The following is a 21433-nucleotide window of genomic DNA, read 5'->3' as shown; positions in this document are numbered from 1 at the left end:
TCTTAATAGAATGGGTCTTTGATATAAGTTTCTAAGACTCTTTTCTTTCTAAGTTTTGTTGCATCACTATCTGGTAAATACTCTAATAGACTAAGAATATTTGTAATTCCTGTAAGCGTTTTTGTGACACCATTCATAACTCTATCTCTGCCAGTAGAGACACCATACCTTTGACGATAAAAGAAATAGCGATCTTTTAAGAGTTGCGACTGACCAAGTTCAGTGGCTGATGTTGTTAGGTTGAATTTAAAGACAGCATTAAATTTTGTTAGCTTTTGAAGTTTCAAATCTTTTTGATCTATATTCTTTAGTGATTTTCTTAGCACTTTAGCAATATAGGCCCTCAAGAATCTCGAACCAACTGAAATTTTAGTTCGCTTCTCCTCATATTGTGCGTTCTTATCCAGATAGAATGTGACTTGAAAATGTCCTTGGGCCTCAATTTCAACGAGTTCTTCTGGGTACGTTAAGTTTTGTTCAATTTTTGAAAATATTTGATTTGCTTTTGCTATTCCAATATTCGAGTTCGTTGAAATCTTGGCATCGTCTATGTTTAGGTGTTTTGGATTAATGGAGAAGTCTGAAAGCTTTAATCCCTTTGCTCTATAGTTTTTTGAGAAATTCTTTTGTATAGAGCTCTTTTTTTGTTTTAAGGATTTTACTTTCATTTTGATTGGTTCTCTTTGTGTAATTTTTTTGATTTGATCATTCTTTGAATATGAAAAGAGCAAGAGAGTATGAAGTAAGAAAGAGATGATTAAGCTTAATTTAAATTTTTTCATTACATCTATTGTATTTTTCAAATGAAAATTCTGTGGTTAGTACCTTGTCAATTTTGTGTGAATTTTAATTATTTGGTGACCACTTATTTTTCTTGTATAATTTAAAAAGTAATAAAAGAAAGGATACTTATGCATTTGGATTTTGAGCCGAGCGCGCCGGCGCTTACTGATATAGATTTTAGTAAATTTTTAGAAGTTGATATGAGAATAGGGGAGATTCTTGAGATTGAAGATTTTCCAGAAGCAAGAAAGCCTAGCTATAAACTCAAAATTGATTTTGGCCCAGGTGTAGGTGTTAAAAAATCAAGTGCTCAAATTACTGTCCACTATAAGAAGGAAGAGCTGATTGGAAAGAAGGTCTTGGCCGTTGTTAATTTTCCTCCAAGGCAAATTGGAAAGTTCATGTCGGAAGTTCTTGTTATGGGATTCTCAGATTCAAATAACGATATTGTCCTATTTAACCTGGATAAAGATGTGCCAAATGGAGCACGTCTACATTAGTCCAAGGGAGAGTTTAAATGAGTAATTTACATAAAGGTTCATGCTTATGTGGCACCATTGAATTTGAAGCGGAAGGGGCTTTTGATAATTTCTTTCTATGCCATTGTAAGTACTGTCAAAAGGATACGGGATCTGCACATGCTGCAAATCTTTTTGCAGGTAATTTGAAGTTTAACTGGCTTAGTGGGGAAGATAATATTCAATCTTACCAATTACCTGAGACGAGACACTCTAAATCTTTTTGTAAGACTTGTGGCTCGGCCGTTCCAGGAGTTTTTAGCGAAGGGAAGCTTGTGGTCATTCCGGCCGGATGCCTAGATACTCTTGTTGATATTAAACCTAGAGCACATCTTTTTATTAAAAGTAAGGCAAATTGGGATGATAACTTAGAGAGCATTTTAAAATTAGAAGGTCTACCTAGTTAGGCAGACCTTCAGTATATTTATTTTTTCAATTCAAATCGATCGAGATTCATCACTTTATTCCAGGCCGTAACAAAGTCATTTACAAATTTTTCTTTTGAATCATTTTGAGCGTATACTTCTGAAATTGCTCTAAGCTCTGAGTTAGAACCAAAGATTAAGTCAGCACGAGTTGCTGTCCAAGTTGATTTTCCTGAAGAAAGTTCGATAGCTTCAAAAATTTCATTATTACTATCTTTTGCTTTCCATTCATACTTCATATCAAGAAGATTTGTGAAGAAGTCATTAGAAAGGACACCAACTTTATTAGTGAATACACCATGCTTTGAATTGTCATGGTTTGCTCCAAGTACACGAAGCCCACCAATTAGAACTGTCATTTCTGGAGCAGTTAAAGTTAATAGTTGCGCCTTATCAAGTAGAAGCTCTTCTGTTGCTACTGTGAACTTTGTTTTTAAGTAGTTTCTAAAACCATCTGCTTCTGGTTCAAGAACTGCAAATGATTCAACATCAGTATTTTCTTGTGTTGTATCCATACGTCCTGGTGTAAATGGAACTTCCATTTTTACTCCTGCGGCAGCTGCAGCTTTTTCAACACCTGCACAACCTGCTAGAACGATAACATCTGCAAGGGAAACGGTTTTATCAAAATCTTTTTGAATTTTTTCTAGTGTTGCTAGAACTTCACTTAACTCGCTTGGCATATTTACTGCCCAATCTTTTTGAGGAGCAAGGCGAATACGTGCACCGTTGGCACCACCACGCATATCTGAACCTCTAAAGCTTGAAGCTGATGCCCAAGCCGTTCTTACCATTTGAGAGATCGTAAGAGGTGAGTTTAGAATTTGATTTTTTAATTCAGCGATATCAATCTCATTAATAAGCTCATGGTTAACAGCTGGAATTGGGTCTTGCCAAATCAGGCTTTCACTTGGTACTTCTGGCCCAAGGTAGCGAGCTTTAGGTCCCATATCTCTGTGTGTAAGTTTAAACCATGCTTTTGCAAAATTTTCTCTAAACTCTTCAGGGTTTTCCATATAGCGTCTAGCAATTTTTTCGTAAGCAGGATCAAATCGTAAAGAAAGATCAGCTGTTGTCATCATTGGTCTGTGTTTTTTTGAAGGATCATGTGCATCTACTACCATATCTTCATCAGCAACATCTTTTGCAAGCCACTGCCATGCACCTGCAGGGGACTTAACTTTTTCCCATTCGTATTTGAATAGAGTTGTCAGATAGCCATGATCCCATTTTGTCGGATTTGGCTTCCATGCACCTTCGATACCACTTGTAATCGTGTCACCACCTTTTCCTGTACCAAAGTTATTTTTCCATCCAAGTCCCATTTGCTCTATTGGAGCGGCTTCTGGTTCTCGTCCAAGGTTTGAGTCTGGAGCTGCCCCGTGACACTTTCCAAAAGTGTGCCCGCCAGCAACAAGTGCAACTGTTTCTTCATCATTCATCGCCATACGAGCAAATGTTTCACGTACATCAATACCTGATGCAACAGGATCTGGGTTGGCGTTTGGTCCCTCTGGATTTACATAAATTAGGCCCATTTGAACTGCTGCGAGAGGCTTTTCAAGTTCACGCTCCCCTGTGTATCTCTTGTCACCAAGCCACTGTGCTTCTGTTCCCCAGTAAACATCTTCTTCTGGTTGATAGATATCCTCGCGTCCTCCAGCAAAGCCGTATGTTTTAAATCCCATTGACTCTAGAGCGCAGTTACCTGCAAGTACAAATAGATCTGCCCATGAAATTTTATTTCCGTACTTTTGTTTCACTGGCCATAGAAGTCTTCTGGCCTTATCTAGATTTCCATTGTCTGGCCAACTATTTAGTGGTGCAAATCGTTGGTTACCTGTATTGGCCCCTCCACGTCCGTCAGATGTTCTATATGTACCGGCAGCGTGCCAGGCCATGCGGATGAATAGAGGACCGTAGTGTCCGTAATCTGCAGGCCACCATGGTTGTGAGTCTGTCATTAATGCAAAGATATCTTTTTTAAGTGCACTCAGATCAAGTGAGCTAAATTCTTTTGTGTAATCAAAATCTTTTCCCATTGGATTTGCGAGTTCAGAATGTTGTCTTAAAATGTTAAGTCTTAGGCGCTCTGGCCACCAATCGTTATTATTAGTTCCCCACATAATTAATGCTCCTTTGATGAGTAAATAATTTTTTCTTAAATTATATATGAAAAATGCTTATTAATGTCTTTAATTTTTATTTATGTTTTTGAATTTGATTTTTGCCAGAACGTCTTTGAAGTTCTTATAATTAAACTTCAATTACAAAAGGTTTTTATATGCGATGCGTATTAATGCTATTAGCAATTTTCTTGATGAATTTATCCTACGCTTCGGCCAACTCTAATAAAAGGTTAGATGGACTTCTTTGTGCTGTTGAATCAGCAACATATTATAAGAGAGTTCTTGAGTCACAAAACTTAGAAGTAGATAAGTATAGACACTGTAGTGTTTCATGTATTGTTGGTATCGAATGTGGTGTTAGCTCTTCTGCTGTCATTGGTGTTGCAAAAGAGATTTATGATCTCTTTGGTGGTGGCCATGCTGAATGGGCAGATCTTTTGGCCAATATACATGGGCTTCACTTAAGTCAACGAGCTGATATTCAAAATTTTGAAGATTGCTCTGCTTCTTGTAAACGCATTTACTAAAAGGATAAGAAAGGTGGGTAGGAAATTAATTTCTCTAAAGTGTGAGTGTGGCTCAGTTGAAGGTGAGTTAACAATAAATAAAAGCTTAAATAATCATGTCGTTTGCTGTTGTGATGACTGCCAGACGTATGCACAGTATTTAGGTCGAAAAGATCTTCTTGATAAGTTTGATGGTACGGAACTTTTTCAAACTGCGCCTCGCTATATAAAAATCACGAAAGGCCAAGAACATCTTTCGTGTTTAAGGTTATCTCCAAAAGGCCTCTACCGCTGGTATGCAGGATGTTGTAATTTTCCAATGGTTAATACTCTAGGTGCAAAAATTCCATTTAATGGACTTGTTTGTGCATTTGTTACAGGCGATAAGTCAGCGTTAGGGGATATCCAGTCTTATAATATGATGAAGTTTTCTTCTTTTAAATCTAGTGAGTGGCCAAAAAATGGCTTCGAAAAATTTTCAAAACTTGCGGGACTTTTTATTTTAAAACTTCTTTCTTTGGGCACAATTCTTAGATTAACAAAGCCTAATTCTTTCTTTGATCTTGATTCTGGTCTGCCAAAAGTAGAACCACAGATACTATCAAAAGAAGAAAGAGATTATACAAGAAGTAAAATTCTACACATTGATAAGTAATGAAGCTGAAACAAAAGTTAATCTTACTTATTTTGATATTAAGTTTTCAAAAAACTTACGCCAATGAATGCGGCAGCTTTCTTTCTGATTTTACGGCACCTATTTGTACGGATGCTAAGTACATCTTTTGGACCGGGACAGGGATTACACTCGGACTTCGTTTGCTAAAAGAATATAAAGGAATTGATGAAATTCAAGAACGTGCTGCTCAGAAAAACCACCTTAAAGATCTTGGTCAATTTGGTGGAGATATTGGTTATGGTGTTCTAAATGGTGCCTATATTATTGGACAATATTTTTGGGGCGGAAGGCTTGGTAAAGAGCGTGCTTCACATATGTTACAAGCGACTGCCTACACAGTTGGAACAACAGTTGCTTTAAAGACTGCCGTTCATGAAACAAGACCTGGATATCCCGACGAAAATGACTCGTTTCCTTCTGGTCATGCTTCTGCTTCATTTGCATTTGCTTCTGTTGTAACTGCACAACATGGCTGGGGCTGGGGTTCTGCAGCACACTTGGCCGCTATTTTTATTTCTTTTAGTCGCTTAAATGATAGTTGGCACTATCTACATGATGTTACTGCTGGAATGACTATAGGCTTAAGTTATGGATGGGGAATTTATTTTAATCATGTGGAGTATAATAAGCCTTACTGGTTAACTGTGCTTCCTACAGCGAAGCTCGATGGCCTTGCATTTAGTTTTTCACAAAGTTTTTAAAAATAAAAAAGGGCACTTAATAAGTGCCCTTGTATTTTATCTATGTAAATTAATTCTAGAAGTCAGTAATTCTTGAAACTAAATCTGGAGCGTCGATAAAAGGATTTCTATTTCCTTGAATGTCTTCAATTCTATCATTTCTTACACGCTCATCTTCATCAACAGGATCTAGCTCATGCCATTGGCGAAGAGTTTCTTCCATTTCCGTGCTGATTTTACGGTCGTAACGAATAGAAAAGTAGAACATTGCTCTTGCAACATTACCTTTGTGGTAAGTTGGTGGCTCGTATGTATTTCCATCAAATTTAGATGCTGGACAGTAGTCTAGTCTTGAGTTCTTTGCGTCTACTTTTCCAAAGTTATAATTACCACGCGTACTATTTGCTCTGTTTTGAGAAGGGTATAGGTGGTGAAGATCACCTACTTGATATTTTGCCAGAGCACCACGATCAAATTTAGATTGTGGCCAAGTGTGCTCACAATTTACTACCTCGTGGTTAGGGATTGTGCCCTTAGCGATTTTTCCAATTCTTGGAGTTGAGTTTGTATATACTTCGTCACAGTATACATCGCGAATATATAAGCTATTTCCATTGTCTCTTTCTAGGTGAAGATTTCCAAAAAGGTGCTTTCTTGCAACTTTATAAGAGTTCTTCGTGTGACCTTTTGTCGTTAGTCTTTCAAGTTCATAGCGAATACCATCAGAAGATCCTGAGCTTGCTAGGATTTCTTTGGCCTTTTCGAGGTTGCTTGATGAGTATGCGCATAAGCAAAGTGCGGATACAATTAAAAGTTTAAACATTCAATTCTCCAAGTGTTCATTATTGTGTGTGTATAAATGTTATAAGGTAGTAGTATTAAGTTGTCTAATATTTAAAATTAGTCATATCTAATAGTTTTTTTGTTTTTATGTAATATCCAGTGGTTTGCGAAGCATCATGAAAAACTCTTATTCCAGCAATCGAATCTATTCATTTTTTTTATTAAATTGAATTAACTAAAGTCTTCTTACTCAAAATGATTTGGGGTTGGATTAAGGAGAGTATTATGAAAAAGTTAATTTTAGGTCTTGCAGTTGTTCTGAGTTTTTCTAAAGCTGTTTACGCAGAGGTTGTTGTTATTCCACAAAGTTCGATAAATTTATATGTTGGTTCTTTCTCTAATATGGAAGCTGAATTGAAGGATAAGATTTTTGAAGCGGCCATTGAAAAGTGTGGAGACTTAGAAAACGCACGTATTGGTAAAACTGAAATTCAATTAACATTAGGTAATGTTTTCAAATTTCCAGTTCAGTCAAAAGCTTTAGAGGGCTTAATTGAGGGCTCATACCCACAAGTAAGTGCTGTTACGAATATATCTTGTCGTAGGTAAAGTTTGGTTAAAAATAATGGCGTATATCAGGTCATAATCTTAAGTTAAGTTCGCAGTAAACATAGACGATTTGTTTACTGTGAAACTTGGCCTGTCAAAAATCTCATTAATAATTCTTGTCTTGGGAATCTCTTTCCTTGCGCTCTTATATCATCAAAGAGAAGTGCTTCTTCGTGACAAGTATCAAGAAGAGTTTACTAGTGGTGCTCAAAAGATTATTTCAAGTATACAGGCCAATCGAATTGTTCGTGGTGAAGCCTTGGTTGGGATCTCACATTTCTTTGCTTCGTCATTAAATGTAAATAAATGGGAGTTCAATAACTTCACAAAATCAACTTTAAATAAATTAAATATCTCGGCCATTTGTTATAGCGGTGAAAATGGAACAACTTACGAAACTTTGCAGTCTAAGGGAAAGACTTGTGGCAAGTTTGGCAAGAATAATAAGGTGATTTTTGATACTGCAACATCCGATATTATCTTACAAGAATTTGTAAGCTCTGTTGATGGAACTAAGGGGAGGGCCTATATGATCTTTTCGTTCTCCTCTTTATTACCTTCAAATGTCAATCGAGGAGACTTGTCAGATTATCGAGTGAATCTAGATGTCGGTTATGGTGAAGGTGATAAGAATTACAATTTTTATCGTCAAGAGGAGCCATTTGCTACAGATGGTAATACAAATTATTACTTAACTGTATCTAGTCCAAAAACTTTATCAACACTTACGGTTTCATTTGATTACATTATTAACCTTGTTCTCTTTTTATTCATCATTATCCTAACTGTTTACATTATTGAAACAGGAAGAAAGCGAGAGTATCTGATTTCAAAAAAAGTAAAGAGACAAGAAGAAGCAATAAAAAAGCAGTATGAAGAATTAGGAAGACAAAAGAAGTTGGCAAGCCAAAATGAAAGGTTGGCCTCGATTGGAATTCTTGCAGCAGGAATTGGGCATGAAATAAATAATCCATTAACAATTATCTTAGGTCATTTAAAGTCTTTGAAAAAAAGAGTTACAAATAGTCATAAAGAAGAAATTATTGAAAAGATTGAAAAGTCAGAGTCAGCTGCACTTCGAATAGAAAAAATTGTATCAGGCTTAAGAAAGTTTTCACGGCAGACTCAAGATGATGAGCCAACAGATTTTAGTGTGCATAATGTTTTTAAAGATACTGTCTCAATGCTTAAAGACTTCTATGATAAAGATAATGTACATCTAAATCTCTATATGCATGTGAGTGATGAAGCATTGATAAAGGGTGAGAGAGGAAAATTTCAACAAGTTTTAATCAATTTAATTTCAAATGCTCGAGATGCAGTTGAAGGGAAGGAAAATGGAAAGATCAATGTCATTGTAAAAGAAAATAATGATCGAATTATTTTTAAAGTCGAAGATAATGGCCATGGAATTAGTGAAGAAGAACGTGAGAGAGTATTTGATCTGTTTTATACCACCAAGGATGTTGGTAAAGGTACAGGAATGGGACTTTCCATTGCTCATGGATTTATTAAAGATGATTTTAACGGAAAGATTGCATTGAAAAGTGTTGTTGGTATTGGAACAGTATTTAAAGTTTCACTCCCGATACATTATGGAAGAGAAGAACTACCATCACAGGAGAATAAAGTGGTTAGTTTAAGTGATTTTAAGATGAAGTTTCGTGCAATTGTAGTTGATGATGAAGAAGGTATTAGAGATCTACTTCAGGAGATTCTACAGGATGCAGGAATTACTGTATCGCTAGCAGAAAATGGTAAGGTTGCTTATGAAATGTACCTCCAAAGGCCAGAGGACTATGACCTAATTATAACTGATATGAAAATGCCTGTTATGAGTGGCCCAAAATTGATTAAAAGTATCAGAAACAATAAACAATTAAAGCAGCCGAGAATTTTAATTTCAACAGGCTGTGTGAGTATAAACTTTGAAGGCGAAGATCGCGAAGTTGCTGAAATGGTTGACGGATTTTTGTATAAGCCGTTCTCCGAAGAAGATATAGTTCAAGAAATCACAAAGGCCATGAATGTTGTTGTTGAAAAGAAGATCGCTTAACAATTAAGAATGTAATAGTAAATTGTTTGGTTTTTGTTAAGTATGTTAAGTTTTGAATAAGTAATTGCCGGGCCCTTTCGCCCGTCGTAGAAGTGCATTAGAATAGAATGGTAGCAACGTTTAGGCGTTGATTCAGTTTAAGAAAATTAGGAGTGTAAGATGAAGCGTTTATTTATTCTTGCTATTTTCTTAACTTCGCCACTTTCTTTTGCAGCTAATGAGAGAAAAATTAACAGCTCTGAAACTTACAATGCGCCAAAGAGTAAAGTGAATGAATTAAGCAATTATGCAAATGGAAAAAAGAGAAGTCATCAAAGAAAGAACTACAAGAGAAGTTATGATGACATCCAGGATTACCGTGAGGTACTCCAATCAGAAACAAGAGAACGTTAAAAAAAAAGGCTACATAAAGTAGCCTTTTTTATTATAGTAGTGATAGTTCAAAGCTTACGACATCGCATCTCTCGTCAATTACCGTCTCAAGCTTATATGCACCTGAGTAAGTATTGAAGTAAGCCGAATAAAGATCTAGTCCTTCTTCGTTTAGTCCGTCAAAAGAGATATTAGTTTGATATTCGTTATAAACTTCGTCGTAAGAAACTGCTAGCTCTTGAGCTAGGATATCCATTGACTGAAGTTCAGCTTCTAAGCGACATGAAGCGTATGTGCTTGATAATGCAATAATAGAAACAAGTACTAGTTGAATAAATGATTTCATAAGGGCTCCTCATATTGATTTAAAGAGCTTATATGAATTTTGTTTTGATAGGTCAATTAGCATTGAGTATATATGAAAAAATTAATCTAATCTTGTTATAAATTACGGATTCCCCATAATATCTTTTACCTGAGATTGGATATTCTTAAATTGCTTGGAGTTAAAATCAATATTTTGGGCAGCACTATCTACTGTTAGCTCTGTGTTTATATTTGTCGTTTGCTGTGAGGCAAGCTTTCTTCCTAATTCACTTAGTTGGTTCCATTCTTGATCTGGCATTGCTACCAGTTTTGACTTTGCTTGCTCAGCTTCATCTTTACCAATGATTCCTCTGGCAACCATTTGGTCAATCATTGAGACTGTTGCATTGCGATCTATTTGCTGAGCATAGACAAATGTCGATAGTTTAAGTGATAAAATAAGTATCAATGGCCTTAAATAATTCATATTTGTCTCTCTCTATTCATATACCAAATTCATGCAGAGATTATAAATGAGAAACAGATTTGACCAAAAACTAACGAAATTTTAGTACTTTATATAGATAAGTCTTGGTAAAGTAGACCAATATTTGACAACTAATTTTGGAGGTTAAAATGAAGTTTCTCCACACAATGGTTAGAGTAACTAGCCTAGACGAAAGTATGGACTTCTATTGTAATAAACTTGGACTTAAAGAGGTTCACCGTATCGAGAGTGAAGCGGGTCGATTTTCACTTGTCTATTTAAGTGCACCTGAAGATGAAGAAAAAGCATTAAAGGAACAAGCTCCACTAATCGAGCTTACTTATAATTGGCCTGATGAAAATGGTAATACTGAAAAGCTACCTACGAGTAGTCGAAATTGGGGCCATTTAGCGTTTCGTGTTGATGACATTTATGAAACTTGTCAGAAACTAATGGATCAAGGGGTGACAATTAATCGTCCACCTAGAGATGGATATATGGCATTCTTAAAATCGCCAGATGATATCTCAATAGAGTTACTTCAAAAAGGTGAGCCATTGGCCCCATCTGCACCATGGAAAGATATGGAGAATATCGGATCTTGGTAAAATTCATATTAATGGACGCTGCTGTGTTTCTAACCTAGAATAGAAATATGGCAGCAGACATTGGTAATGATACCCGAAATATAAAATACTACTTTTCTTTTATCGCTCTTGGCGTCCTGACTGGAATTGCTTCGTCTGTCTTTTTACACCTTTTAAAAATCGTTACATCTTTAAGGTTTCGTTATAGCTACCTTATTTATTTTCTTCCAATTGCAATGGTTGCTGTAAATTTCTGTTATAAGAAATTTTCTCCAATAAGTGAGAAGGGAAATAATCTTATTATTGATGAAATTCACAATCCAAAAAGGGATATTCCCCTTATCATGATTCCCCTGATTTTATTTTCGACGCTACTCTCTCATTTATTTGGTGCAAGTGTTGGCCGAGAGGGAAGTGCTGTTCAGATGGGGGGAGCAATTGGCAATTATCTGGCTAAATTATTCAATCATTCAAAAAGAAAGAGGGCGGTTCTTCTTATGGCCGGATGTGGGGCCGGGTTTGGCTCTGCTATTGGTGCTCCCTTTGCTGGAGCAATCTTTGGCATTGAGGCCATTTACTTAAATGCAAGAATTAAGTTATCGACTTTTCTTGAGTGCTTAATTGCTTCTTATATTGGCTTTTACACAACACATCTATTATATGCGCCACACTCAAATTATATTCGATTCAAATTTTTAGGTTTTTCATGGAATCTAATCTTCTATGCACTTATTGCTGGAGCTGCCTTTGGTCTAGTTGCAAGGATATTTGTTTTAACTGTTGAGAAATCAAAATTGAAAATTAAAACTTTGGGAAAACCTTTGCTAATTACATTTACGGGAAGTGTTGTTTTATTACTTTTCTACTTTGTACTTAATGACTTCTACAAGCAGCGCTACACTGGACTAGGTATCGAAGTTATTCAGCAGGCATTAATAGAAGTTGTTTCAATAAAAGATTTTATTTTAAAATTCATACTCACGGCAATTTCTCTTGTTTCAGGAATTAAAGGAGGAGAGTTTACACCTCTTGTTTATATTGGAACGACAATGGGCTCTTGGATGTCATCGATTGTTGCGATCAATCCAAACTTTCTCGCTGCTCTTGGTTTCTGTGTTGTTTTTGGAAGTGCTTCAAATACACCTCTTGCTTGTATTGCTATGGGAGCTGAGATCTTTGGTTATGAATTATTGCCATATCTCTTTGTTGCGATGGCCGTAGGACAATTTGTCTCGGGTAAGAAGACAATTTACACATCTCAAATCGTTAAGAAGTTTAGATAGTTGACCAAAATACTTTCTAATTAAATCTGGCAAGTTAAATTTTTTTCTTCACAGACTGTTTTTTTAATTTCTATAATAACTTGTTTATATTTATTTATGTGCTTTCAGGGAGGAAAGAGATGAGAAAATCAACGCTATTGATTGCTCTTTTTGCTGCAATCTTTTCAATTCAATCTTATTCATGTGATATTCATGGAAAAACAGGAATCATGCCAGAGAACGATCTATACCGTGGTGTTGACGCACTAACAGGTAATGGAATGACTGAAGAGTTATTCAATATCATCATTGATCGTGCAAACGAAGTTTACGCTCCAGTTGTTGAAACTGAAGGTGCAACTCTAAAGTTTCACCGTAAATGGGAAGATGGAACAGTAAATGCTTACGCTAACCAAGGTGGCGGAGTATGGAATGTTCACATGTTTGGTGGTCTTGCTCGTCACGAGCTAGTATCTCCAGATGGATTTGCTCTTGTAGTATGTCACGAACTAGGTCACCACCTAGCTGGTGCTCCAAAAATCAAAAGATTTTGGGTTTCTTCATGGGCATCAAACGAAGGTCAGTCTGATTACTGGGCTTCACTTAAGTGTTTCAGAAGAATCTTCCAAGATGATGACAATGCTCGTATCGTATCAAAAATGGATATCGATCCAGAAGTTGAGTCAAAGTGTAATGCTGTTTGGTCTGATTCAAATGAAAATGCTCTATGTAAGAGAATGGCACAAGCTTCAAAAGGTCTAGCGACTCTTCTGAACTCTGGTCGTTCAGTATCTTTCACAACACCAGATATGTCTGTTGTTAGAAAAACTGATGACAAGCACCCAGCTGGTCAGTGTCGTCTAGATACATACTTCCAAGGTGCTCTTTGTGACAAAGACCTAAATGATGACGTATCTAAAACAGATGCTCTTGCTGGTACTTGTAACAGAGTAGATAACTACGAAACAGGTATTAGACCACTATGTTGGTATAAGCCAAAAAATATGTAATTAAATTTTAAATTATATATAAAAAGAAAGGCAGGTTTTAAACCTGCCTTTTTTATTTCTATTGATTGATGACTTCTTGGATCGCTTCAATTTTACCATCAATTTGATAATGGTTATCAAGGCCTAGAAGTCTTAAGACAAGAGGGAAGATGTGAATATTCTCTTTTGAGTCTGCAATGTAATTCTTTTTAAAATCTGGCCCTTGAGCGTAGAAAATTCCATGCATCTGCTGATTTGTAAACTGATCCCAGCCATGTGAGCCCGCCGGTGTATCAAAGTCTGTTGCGGCAATCCACCAACCAGCATTAGCAATACAGGCAAATGTTCCAATACGAACATTATTTTTGAAATTGTATCGTGATGGAATTGAATCTTTATCATAGCACTTAAAGTTCTTTGCTTTTGCGTTTATTTGTTTAAGTGTTGCTTGAATATCTAAGACGATCTTTTGTTCTGTTTCTTTTTTATAGAATTGAACAATTGGTCCCTCTCCAAAAATTCGATAATCATCTTTTAACAGAGCTAGCGTTTCATCTTTTAAGATAATTTCCTTCTTGTTCTGATCAATATCTTCCATTCCATGATCTGAAACAATTATGATATTTAGATTTGGAACAAGTTTTGTTGCTGCTGTGATTAATTTCTCAAGAGAGGTGTCTACATTCTCAATGGCCTCTTTTACTTCTTTTGATTTTGTTCCGTAATGGTGGCCGGCAGAGTCCACATCTGGGAAGTAGAGAGTCATGAAGTATGGCCTTTCTTTAGTCGGTAGTTTCAGCCATTCTAGGATCTGTTTGATGCGATTTTCATGTGGCATTTTATGAATATAGTCATACCAATATGAAGGCCTTATTCCTGAAATATCAGCTTCAGATCCTGGCCAAAATAGAGTAGCAGTCTTTAGTCCTTGCTCTTCTGCAGCTGTCCAAATCGTAGGTGAAAGATAGAAGTTCTTATTTCTTACCGCTTTTCGATCTTTTAGAGAGTAGTTTAACTTTAGATCTGGAGCATAGAAATGATTTGCCACAATTCCATGATTCATCGGGTAGCTACCTGTTGCAATCGAGAGATGATTTGGAAATGTCTTCGTCGGATAAGAAGGAATGAGACTTTTTAATTGAGTTCCTTCATTTGAAAATTTTGTTAAAAACTTTGGTTTATAGTTCTTTGTATAATCGTATCGATAACCATCAAGAGAAATAAGAAGTACAGGGTTTATATTTTGTAATTCTTCTTCAGAGGCCACATTCTGGCTTGATCTCTCAATATGATAACTATTCTTGTAAGTGGAGTCGTTCTTCGTACATGAGCTATACGAGAATAAGCTTATTATTGCTAACGGAGCTAGTAACTTCTTCATTGGTTAATCCCTTGTAAATCAATATTTACTTAGATTGTAAGGGATTAACCGTATTCTTGTATATTAGGAATTAATAACAGTTATAATCGTCATAATCGATGTCAGAGAACCTGAACTTCAATGTACGAATATGGTCTAGAGGGATATCGTATTCTTGACGAAATAATCCATCTATATCCTTTGTGAAAATAATTCCATCTACTACTCTGTATTCAACCGCTTCAATTGTCATAAACTCTATCTCCTTCTTCATGAAGAAATTTTAAGACAAGTGATTAAAGGTGAACAAGTAAAGATTTTCTTAAGAAATGCTCTAAAGCCCCGTTTCTTAAGGTTATCTTAAGGTTCGTTAACGCTTAAAAAGAGGGTGAGTTCCTACACCCGTGTATTCACTAGTGATGTAGATACATGCAACAATAAAAGATGTTACGATTATTGTTGATAGTAGGAGTGTAACATTTTCTGACATTCCTTTCTCTTCTAAATAATTAACTAGCTTGGCCTGTCCCCAGATACCAAAAACGATGGTTACAATAAATAGAATACCTGTTGAAACAAGTGTCAGGAGGATATTTGAAATTTCAGTATAGTCACTATCAGGAGCGACATTTGCTGTCGTGTTCTTTGTGATTTTTCCACTTGGAAGGATGAGAGGCCCTCCGGATGTCTGAGCATCCAGAGAGACTTCACGTTTTACTGATTCTGTTGGAAGGTAAAAGCGAGAAAAAGCCGGCTTATCATTTGATTGATAGGCTTCGATCGTAAAGTTGATGATAACTTCTTCACCAACAACAAGTCCGCCGTCAAAGTTTTTACTCCAGTTGATACCAAAGTCAAAACGATTGATCTTAAAGCTTCCTTCAAAGTAGATCCCTTCTTTATTAGTCCAAGGATCAGTACGCTTACCAAGATATTTTAAGCTAACAGGAACAGTCTTCGTTTTTTCTTTTACTGTTATCGCTAGCTTTGCATCGGCCTTTTTGTCTTTTAAAACAATGGCCTGAGCACTTTTAAATTTGATAATTGGAAAATTCTCAGCATTGAAGAATTCATTTTTCTTTAAGTGCTGATCTCTTTTCTTATCAAAAGTATTGATACTCTTAACTATGATCTCACCTTGAAGATCAGAGATCGTATTATCGTCTTTCTTAAAGTAAATTGTGTAATCGTCAAATTGACCTTCAACATCAGTCAAGGCCATGTACTTAACACTGAACTTTAATTTTGAATGTTCTTTATTAACAATATAAGAAGATGCAAGAGTATTAAGGGAAATTAGTAGGGCAAAAAAAAGGTGCCCAATAAGGCACCCTTTGTAATTATTTAACAAATTTTTCATTATAGTCTTCTACGCCGAGGTTGATAACTTTCATTGCTGTTTCAGCATTGTATGTTTCTGTAATTTCTACTTTAGCTTCACCATCTTTTACAGGGATTTCCTTGTAAGTTAGGAAGTAGTGCTTAAGTTCTGCAAGTACAGCAGCAGGAACTTGATCGATATCAGTGATGTGACCAAACATTGCATCGTCTTTTAATACAGCGATGATTTTATCATCAATTTCACCACCATCTAGCATTCTAAAACCACCAACAGGAATACAGTTAACTAGGATATCACCTTGAACAATATTCTTTTCTGCAAGTACACAAATATCGATTGGATCATGATCTCCAACAATTCCTGTGCGTCCTGTTTCTGCTTCAGCAAAGCTTGCTGATTTTGAGTCAGAGTAAGTGCGTGGGATTAATCCATATAATTGTGGAATAATATTTGAGAACTTCTGTGGACGATCTACCATTAGGTATCCACTTTCTTTATGAACTTCATATTTCACGCGGTCATTAGGAGTAATTTCGATATAAGCATTAAGAACTTTCTTATCTTCATTGTCCCAAGTCTTGATACCATGCCATGGATTTGGCCTAAACATTTTTCCATATTTCTCTAAGAAATCATTTAGCTCTGAGTTAGTCATTATTAATCCTTTTTGTGAATATTTTGGCATTAACTTAGCACAAAGAGGATAGTCTAGGAAGTTTTATCAGGCCCAATAAAAAGGGATTCGTCGCTACTTCGAAAAGAAGCGAATGATCTCTGCAAATGCACTTTTTGGTCCATTTACTGTATTCTTTAGATTGTTTTTATTGAGCTCACTTATAGCATGAGCGCTATGGGTAGTAGCGTTAAGAATACCAATCTTCGCCTCAATATCATCGAGGATTTTCTTTAGAAATGCTTCTTCTTTTGGGTCGAGCTCATCAGAGCGAAAGACAATATTTGCCAGGTGATGGAGTTGGCTTAAGTGAGCAGGGTAGTTTACTTTATGAATGAATTCATCTGGGCGATGTCTTTGAATCAGGTCTTCTTTTAGTTGAAGTCTATCTTTATCTTCAAGCTTGGCATTGTTGATAAAGTCTTGAATTAGAGTTTTTTCTTGTTCTGAAACAATATTATCGAGATGAGTCAGAGAAACTAGTGTTCTCCACATATTTAGGAAACTATCGTACTTCTTATCATCACTTAAACTATTCATTGAAATATCTTAGCACAACTGAAAAATCAGCTATTTAGGCATGACACTCTTTGCCTAGTGAACGCGAAACTATAAAGAAGGTATAATTTTTAGGACGGGCGGTAGTGTAAATTTATGAAAGTCGAAGATTACTCTAAGAAAATTACTCAAATGAATCAGGAGCAGCGAAAGCAGCTCAATCATATTCGTGAAGGCTATCAGTCCAATCTTCAAAATATTCAAGATAAGAATTCTCATAAAATCGATAATATTAAGCATGAGCACGCAAAGAAGCAGCAGGCCCTTATTGAGGATAATCAGCAAAAACTTGATGAAGCTGCAAAGAAGGCCAAGCTTGCTATGGCCAAGTCAAAAGAATTCTTTCGCGAAAGAAATGAGCAAATTAGAGAAGACTTTCATAAGACTTCCACTGATCAAAAGTCTAAATTCGACGAAAAGCTTGCTACCTTAAAACAAGCTTATGCAGATACTATTGAACAAAGAGATACTACATACGAAAGTAGTTTAGAGTCACAAAATAAAAGATCACAAGAGCGAATTGCACTTAATCAAGACCGTTTCCAAGATACGATTAAGCAATTAAATGAGCACACGAGTGAATCAAATCAAAAGCTTAATGCTGACTTCGCTGCCCGTGAAAAAGCACAAGTAAGAAGAAATCGTGACCAATTAAATGAGCTTAAGTCACAATTTTCTCTAGAGAATCGTGACCTTAAAAATGCCGCTGACAAAAATCTTAGAAAAGTTGTCGATGAAGGCAAGAGGCGTGAAGACTTCTTAGTTGCTTCTAAGAAAAATGCATTGGAAGAAGCAAACCAATCTTATCTTCGTCAAATTAATGAAAAGCAAGCAGGTGTTGATCAAATTGCTCGCGATCTTCATATGAAAACGCAAAAGTCTCTACAAGACCAAAGACTCAGTCACGAAAAAGAGGTCTCTGAGTTAATCAGAGATCAGGTTAGTAAAAGAGAAGATATCAAAGGTGATCATGATCTCGATATTGCTCGTTTCAAAAATTCACAGTCGATGAGCCAAATGGAGCAAAAAGGTGTTGAAGATAAATTTCAACAAAAGATAGATCGCTTAAAAGAGCTTAACTCTCAAGTCATTAAAGATTTTGAGGATAAGTTAGTTGAAAAAGACAATGCGGTAACAAAAAGGGTTAAGGATCAGTCTCGTGAGCAACAGGCCCGTATGGCCGATTTCCAAAGTGAGACCAGAGCGAATGCTGATGAGATACAAGCTCGCTCTCAAAGACAGCATGAAATTAAAAAGGCCCAATATAATAGAAATATTTCTTATGAAAAAAAGGTTGCTGAAGACAATATTGTTCAAAAAGAAAATCAATTTCGTGAGTTGATGGATGGCCAGAGAAATCACTTTAGAAATAATCTTATTCGTACAGAAGAGAAGAATCTCGAAACAGTTAAGTCTTTGCAAGATTCATTTAGAGAAGAAAAAGAAGAGATCAATGCTCGTAATCACGAGATGTATGCAGATACACTAAAATCTCATCGCCAAGAAATGGATAAGAAAATCTCTGATATTCAGGCATCATATGAAAGTAAATTTCAAGTTCAAGAAGAGCACTTAAAGAAGTCAATTGCTGATGCTGAAGAAAAGCTATATATGCTGAGAACAACTTCAAAGAGAAAGCAGCAGTCTGAAAGTGAATTCTTTCAAGAACAGTCTCGTATGCAAAGAAGCGAAATGAAGGAAAATTTGGATCATATTAAGGATCAGTATGAGAAACAATTCCAAGCGCTTCGTGACGACTTTAACACTCGCCTTAAAATGGTAAAAAGAGAAAATGAAGTAAAAACATCTCGTATGACCCATAATCATAATCTTGAAAAACAGAAGATGACAGCAGATCACAATACAGATATGAGAAGAAAACTTAATCTTGCTCAGAAAAAGCTAGAGAGACAAATGAGCGACTCGCAAAGACTTAGAGATCAACTTGTTTCAAGTTACGAAGAGAAGATTAAGAACCTTAAAAAACAATATGAATTAAAACAAATTGAAGAGTATAAGCAAGTTTAATGAAAGTAGTTATTCAACGAGTCTCTAGTTCTAATGTAAAAGTAAATAATAAAGTCGTGGCCCAGATATCTAAGGGCCTTCACTTACTAGTCTGTATTGAACATGACGACAACCGACAAACAATCCAAAAGGCCTGTGAGAAGATCCTTGCTTTAAGAATATTTGCAGACGAGAAAGGAAGAATGAATCGTTCTGTTGTGGATATTGAAGGAAGTATTCTTGCGGTTTCACAATTCACTCTTTCTTGGAATGGTAAGAAAGGTAATCGACCAAGCTTTGATGGAAGCGCCAAGCCTGAAGTTGCAAATAAATTATTTGATGAGTTTGTTGAGATACTAAAAAGCACTGTCCCTGTAGAGAAGGGAGTCTTTGGAGAAAGCATGGCCGTCGAAATACATAACGACGGGCCAGTAACTTTTCATATTGAATTTTAATTAAGCAGTAACTTTAGATTTAGATCCTTCTTTTTCTCTTTTCTCCATTCTAACTGCTGTTTTCCAAATTCCAGCAAAGATGAAGGCAAAGATCACAAAGAAAGTCATAACGTGAAGAACTTCAATCGTCAGAGAAGATGCAATATATGCTGTATCTCTAACTGGCTCTAGCATTTCACCTTTAGGAACAATAGACGTCTCGTAAACTTTAGTGTTTTCCATGGGGTCTCCGTTTAAGTAGTCGATATTGCGTCAATATTAAACAATTTAAGAAAATTGTCCAGTATTAACTTACTACAAATATGAAATAGAAAACATGTTCTTTATCAGTTTTTTGTTTAGATTCGAAATAAGTATAAATTTCATGGCACTTATGCAAGTATGGACAATCCATTTTTTGTATTTTAAATACAATTTATTTTTATTTTCATCATATGGAGGGGATATGAGATTTTTTACATTTGCCTTATTACTAGGGCTATTAGTTGGTTGTAAGACTGAATTTAAAGGTACTCTAGCAGTTGACTCTGCTGTAGAGCTTAAGTCTAAAGATGATAGTATTTCACTTGCTCAAGGTGAGTACAAAGCTAAGCTGAAGTTTATCGGTAAGAGAAAGCTTAAGATTCAAGTTGCTGGTGAAAAGCTAACTGTTAAATTCGATGAGAAGTTTAAGCTTCCAAGTAATGGAGAGTTTACACTTGATAAGGCCGACACAACTCTAAATTATGATCTTCATGGAACGATCACAACTGATATCGAGCGTGGACCAATTCGCCACCGTGATGAATTCTGTGAAATTACTATTCCTGAAGTTGTTTGTAGCAGTAGAAGAAGACAGTGTACGACAGTATATCGTCGCTACCCAGGTCGTCGTTTTGTTGAGTACCGTGATGACATTATTTCTAAAGTATTTAGAATTGATGTTGCAGATGCTGGTCAAACTTACTCGACTTTTGATGCAACTTCTAGAGACTACGACCGTGTTTACCTTTATCAAGGACGTTGTGGTTTTTAATTAAATCAAAATTAACTAAATGAAAAGGCCCTCTGTGTGAGGGCCTTTTTTATGCTATACCTTTGTTGATATCGTCGATTTGCTCATTAAGTGTCCAAAAGTCATAAAGAACGCCAAAGAGGAAGAAGCCACCCGTTAGAAGATAGAGTATCCCCATAAGAATCTTTCCTTGATAAAACTTATGAAATCCAAAGACACCTAGAAATGTTAGAAGAATCCAAGCGATATTATAATCAAGGACGCCCTCATAATAGCGATTATCACATTCTTCATCCATAGAAGGAATTAGAAAGATATCTACTAGCCAGCCAAGCCCTAAAAGGCCTAGTGTTAGCATCCAGATCGTTCCTGAGATAGGCTTACCATAGTAGAAGCGATGAGCTCCCATAAATCCAAAAAGCCACAATAGATATCCCATGACTTTACTGTGAGAGTTATTAGGGAGAATTCCTTGTTGTTGATTCATTATTTATACTCCTTTAGACCCCATGGAGGTGCTTTGCGCTCACTTAAAAGAAGCTCAAAGGCATCTTCTATTTTTTCAAAAATTTCCTTGGCCTCAAAGAAATCCTCTAGCTCTTCCATTTGCTCTTCTTCATCAAGAGACAGGGGGATACCAGTGATAAAATAGTTAAGCTCTTGACCTTCATACTTAGCATTTATCGTTAATGTATGAAATTTCATTTCATTATTTTGGTACTTCGTAAGCTTTGTACCAGATAGAAATAAATGGTATTTATCATTTGTGTCTGGGCCGATTTCAGTAGTGAAAAAATACTCAATATCGTTAAATTCGCAAGAGAACTTCATATTTTGCTCGTTGGTTTATTAGATTTAAATTTAAGTTACACTAAT

At 36.0% G+C, this 21433-nt stretch carries 27 protein-coding genes; 14 read left to right on the top strand and 13 right to left on the bottom strand.

The window, feature by feature from the left end; translation table 11 throughout:
• Positions 1–2 precede the first annotated feature (2 nt).
• A complete protein-coding gene (locus ACMAYL_RS11195; RefSeq protein WP_392992440.1) occupies positions 3–782 on the bottom strand; it encodes a hypothetical protein in 780 nt (259 codons plus the stop codon).
• 129 nt (positions 783–911) lie between these two features.
• Here ACMAYL_RS11195 and ACMAYL_RS11190 point away from each other — a divergent pair, with 129 nt between their 5' ends.
• Both ACMAYL_RS11190 and ACMAYL_RS11185 read left to right on the top strand, forming a co-directional pair.
• Positions 912–1283, top strand: a complete 372-nt coding sequence (locus ACMAYL_RS11190; protein WP_103219105.1) for a tRNA-binding protein — start codon at positions 912–914, stop codon at positions 1281–1283.
• Positions 1284–1300: 17 nt separating this feature from the next.
• Positions 1301–1708: a GFA family protein gene (locus ACMAYL_RS11185; protein WP_103219106.1), complete on the top strand. Its 408-nt coding sequence runs from the start codon at positions 1301–1303 to the stop codon at positions 1706–1708.
• Between the two features lie 17 nt (positions 1709–1725).
• Here the strand turns inward: ACMAYL_RS11185 and katG are convergent, their stop codons facing one another.
• On the bottom strand, positions 1726–3852 hold the full coding sequence (gene katG, locus ACMAYL_RS11180) for a catalase/peroxidase HPI (RefSeq protein WP_412470095.1): 2127 nt from the start codon (positions 3850–3852) through the stop codon (positions 1726–1728).
• A gap of 191 nt (positions 3853–4043) precedes the next feature.
• Here katG and ACMAYL_RS11175 point away from each other — a divergent pair, with 191 nt between their 5' ends.
• The 3 genes from ACMAYL_RS11175 to ACMAYL_RS11165 are packed head-to-tail and all read left to right on the top strand — an operon-like array spanning position 4044 to position 5738.
• A complete protein-coding gene (locus ACMAYL_RS11175) occupies positions 4044–4382 on the top strand; it encodes a hypothetical protein (RefSeq protein ID WP_412471093.1) in 339 nt (112 codons plus the stop codon).
• Positions 4383–4395: 13 nt separating this feature from the next.
• Complete coding sequence (locus tag ACMAYL_RS11170) at positions 4396–5016, top strand: DUF6151 family protein (RefSeq protein WP_412471092.1); 621 nt, start codon at positions 4396–4398, stop codon at positions 5014–5016.
• Positions 5016–5738, top strand: a complete 723-nt coding sequence (locus ACMAYL_RS11165) for a phosphatase PAP2 family protein (protein ID WP_103219110.1) — start codon at positions 5016–5018, stop codon at positions 5736–5738. The genes ACMAYL_RS11170 and ACMAYL_RS11165 overlap by 1 nt, the downstream gene beginning before the upstream one ends.
• A 55-nt stretch (positions 5739–5793) precedes the next feature.
• On the opposite strand, the gene ACMAYL_RS11160 is transcribed toward ACMAYL_RS11165, so the two are convergent.
• Entirely contained in the window at positions 5794–6540 is a 747-nt protein-coding gene (locus tag ACMAYL_RS11160; RefSeq protein ID WP_103219111.1) for an endonuclease I family protein, read from the bottom strand.
• A gap of 245 nt (positions 6541–6785) precedes the next feature.
• On the opposite strand from ACMAYL_RS11160, the gene ACMAYL_RS11155 reads away from it, so the two are divergent.
• From ACMAYL_RS11155 to ACMAYL_RS11145, 3 genes are all read left to right on the top strand, one after another.
• Positions 6786–7109 carry a hypothetical protein gene (locus ACMAYL_RS11155; RefSeq protein ID WP_412463134.1) on the top strand — a complete coding sequence of 108 codons (324 nt, stop codon included), beginning with the start codon at positions 6786–6788 and terminating at the stop codon, positions 7107–7109.
• 79 nt (positions 7110–7188) lie between these two features.
• The gene (locus tag ACMAYL_RS11150; protein ID WP_412471091.1) at positions 7189–9165 is read left to right on the top strand and encodes an ATP-binding protein; all 1977 of its coding nucleotides are present in this window, start codon (positions 7189–7191) and stop codon (positions 9163–9165) included.
• 159 nt (positions 9166–9324) lie between these two features.
• Positions 9325–9558, top strand: coding sequence for a hypothetical protein (locus tag ACMAYL_RS11145; RefSeq protein WP_103219114.1), 234 nt, complete (start codon positions 9325–9327; stop codon positions 9556–9558).
• A 31-nt stretch (positions 9559–9589) separates the two neighbouring features.
• Here the strand turns inward: ACMAYL_RS11145 and ACMAYL_RS11140 are convergent, their stop codons facing one another.
• Both ACMAYL_RS11140 and ACMAYL_RS11135 read right to left on the bottom strand, forming a co-directional pair.
• The gene (locus ACMAYL_RS11140; RefSeq protein WP_392992422.1) at positions 9590–9883 is read right to left on the bottom strand and encodes a hypothetical protein; all 294 of its coding nucleotides are present in this window, start codon (positions 9881–9883) and stop codon (positions 9590–9592) included.
• Between the two features lie 102 nt (positions 9884–9985).
• Positions 9986–10330: a hypothetical protein gene (locus ACMAYL_RS11135; protein WP_412463132.1), complete on the bottom strand. Its 345-nt coding sequence runs from the start codon at positions 10328–10330 to the stop codon at positions 9986–9988.
• A gap of 149 nt (positions 10331–10479) precedes the next feature.
• Between ACMAYL_RS11135 and ACMAYL_RS11130 the strand changes: the two genes are divergently transcribed.
• The 3 genes from ACMAYL_RS11130 (at position 10480) to ACMAYL_RS11120 (ending at position 13189) form a co-directional block, all read left to right on the top strand.
• A complete protein-coding gene (locus ACMAYL_RS11130; RefSeq protein ID WP_103219117.1) occupies positions 10480–10938 on the top strand; it encodes a VOC family protein in 459 nt (152 codons plus the stop codon).
• A gap of 47 nt (positions 10939–10985) precedes the next feature.
• Positions 10986–12200, top strand: a complete 1215-nt coding sequence (locus tag ACMAYL_RS11125) for a chloride channel protein (RefSeq protein ID WP_412463131.1) — start codon at positions 10986–10988, stop codon at positions 12198–12200.
• Between the two features lie 119 nt (positions 12201–12319).
• Positions 12320–13189 carry a hypothetical protein gene (locus tag ACMAYL_RS11120; RefSeq protein WP_103219119.1) on the top strand — a complete coding sequence of 290 codons (870 nt, stop codon included), beginning with the start codon at positions 12320–12322 and terminating at the stop codon, positions 13187–13189.
• Between the two features lie 58 nt (positions 13190–13247).
• Here ACMAYL_RS11120 and ACMAYL_RS11115 read toward each other — a convergent pair whose 3' ends face one another.
• From ACMAYL_RS11115 to ACMAYL_RS11095, 5 genes are all read right to left on the bottom strand, one after another.
• The gene (locus ACMAYL_RS11115; RefSeq protein WP_392992418.1) at positions 13248–14549 is read right to left on the bottom strand and encodes an ectonucleotide pyrophosphatase/phosphodiesterase; all 1302 of its coding nucleotides are present in this window, start codon (positions 14547–14549) and stop codon (positions 13248–13250) included.
• A 70-nt stretch (positions 14550–14619) separates the two neighbouring features.
• Complete coding sequence (locus ACMAYL_RS11110) at positions 14620–14802, bottom strand: hypothetical protein (protein ID WP_146037917.1); 183 nt, start codon at positions 14800–14802, stop codon at positions 14620–14622.
• Between the two features lie 96 nt (positions 14803–14898).
• Positions 14899–15888, bottom strand: coding sequence for a YceI family protein (locus ACMAYL_RS11105; RefSeq protein WP_412463130.1), 990 nt, complete (start codon positions 15886–15888; stop codon positions 14899–14901).
• Positions 15869–16525 carry an inorganic pyrophosphatase gene (locus ACMAYL_RS11100; RefSeq protein ID WP_392992415.1) on the bottom strand — a complete coding sequence of 219 codons (657 nt, stop codon included), beginning with the start codon at positions 16523–16525 and terminating at the stop codon, positions 15869–15871. Before ACMAYL_RS11100 ends, ACMAYL_RS11105 begins: the two co-directional genes overlap by 20 nt.
• A 93-nt stretch (positions 16526–16618) precedes the next feature.
• Complete coding sequence (locus ACMAYL_RS11095; protein ID WP_392992413.1) at positions 16619–17083, bottom strand: hypothetical protein; 465 nt, start codon at positions 17081–17083, stop codon at positions 16619–16621.
• A 114-nt stretch (positions 17084–17197) separates the two neighbouring features.
• On the opposite strand from ACMAYL_RS11095, the gene ACMAYL_RS11090 reads away from it, so the two are divergent.
• Both ACMAYL_RS11090 and dtd read left to right on the top strand, forming a co-directional pair.
• Positions 17198–19129 (top strand): hypothetical protein, encoded by a 1932-nt coding sequence (locus ACMAYL_RS11090; RefSeq protein ID WP_392992412.1) that lies wholly within the window; start codon positions 17198–17200, stop codon positions 19127–19129.
• A complete protein-coding gene (gene dtd, locus ACMAYL_RS11085; protein ID WP_412471090.1) occupies positions 19129–19563 on the top strand; it encodes a D-aminoacyl-tRNA deacylase in 435 nt (144 codons plus the stop codon). Before ACMAYL_RS11090 ends, dtd begins: the two co-directional genes overlap by 1 nt.
• Here the strand turns inward: dtd and ACMAYL_RS11080 are convergent, their stop codons facing one another.
• On the bottom strand, positions 19564–19785 hold the full coding sequence (locus ACMAYL_RS11080; RefSeq protein WP_103219125.1) for a hypothetical protein: 222 nt from the start codon (positions 19783–19785) through the stop codon (positions 19564–19566). It abuts the gene before it with no gap.
• Positions 19786–20008: 223 nt separating this feature from the next.
• On the opposite strand from ACMAYL_RS11080, the gene ACMAYL_RS11075 reads away from it, so the two are divergent.
• Complete coding sequence (locus ACMAYL_RS11075) at positions 20009–20578, top strand: hypothetical protein (protein WP_103219126.1); 570 nt, start codon at positions 20009–20011, stop codon at positions 20576–20578.
• Positions 20579–20627: 49 nt separating this feature from the next.
• On the opposite strand, the gene ACMAYL_RS11070 is transcribed toward ACMAYL_RS11075, so the two are convergent.
• Positions 20628–21044, bottom strand: a complete 417-nt coding sequence (locus ACMAYL_RS11070; protein ID WP_103219127.1) for an NINE protein — start codon at positions 21042–21044, stop codon at positions 20628–20630.
• Positions 21044–21388: a hypothetical protein gene (locus ACMAYL_RS11065; RefSeq protein WP_103219128.1), complete on the bottom strand. Its 345-nt coding sequence runs from the start codon at positions 21386–21388 to the stop codon at positions 21044–21046. Before ACMAYL_RS11065 ends, ACMAYL_RS11070 begins: the two co-directional genes overlap by 1 nt.
• Positions 21389–21433 lie beyond the last annotated feature (45 nt).

The organism is Halobacteriovorax sp. RT-2-4 (assembly GCF_047085445.1).
GTDB lineage: Bacteria > Bdellovibrionota > Bacteriovoracia > Bacteriovoracales > Bacteriovoracaceae > Halobacteriovorax_A.
Note: the sequence above shows the minus strand (reverse complement) of the source record. Positions and strands in the feature narration are given on the sequence as shown.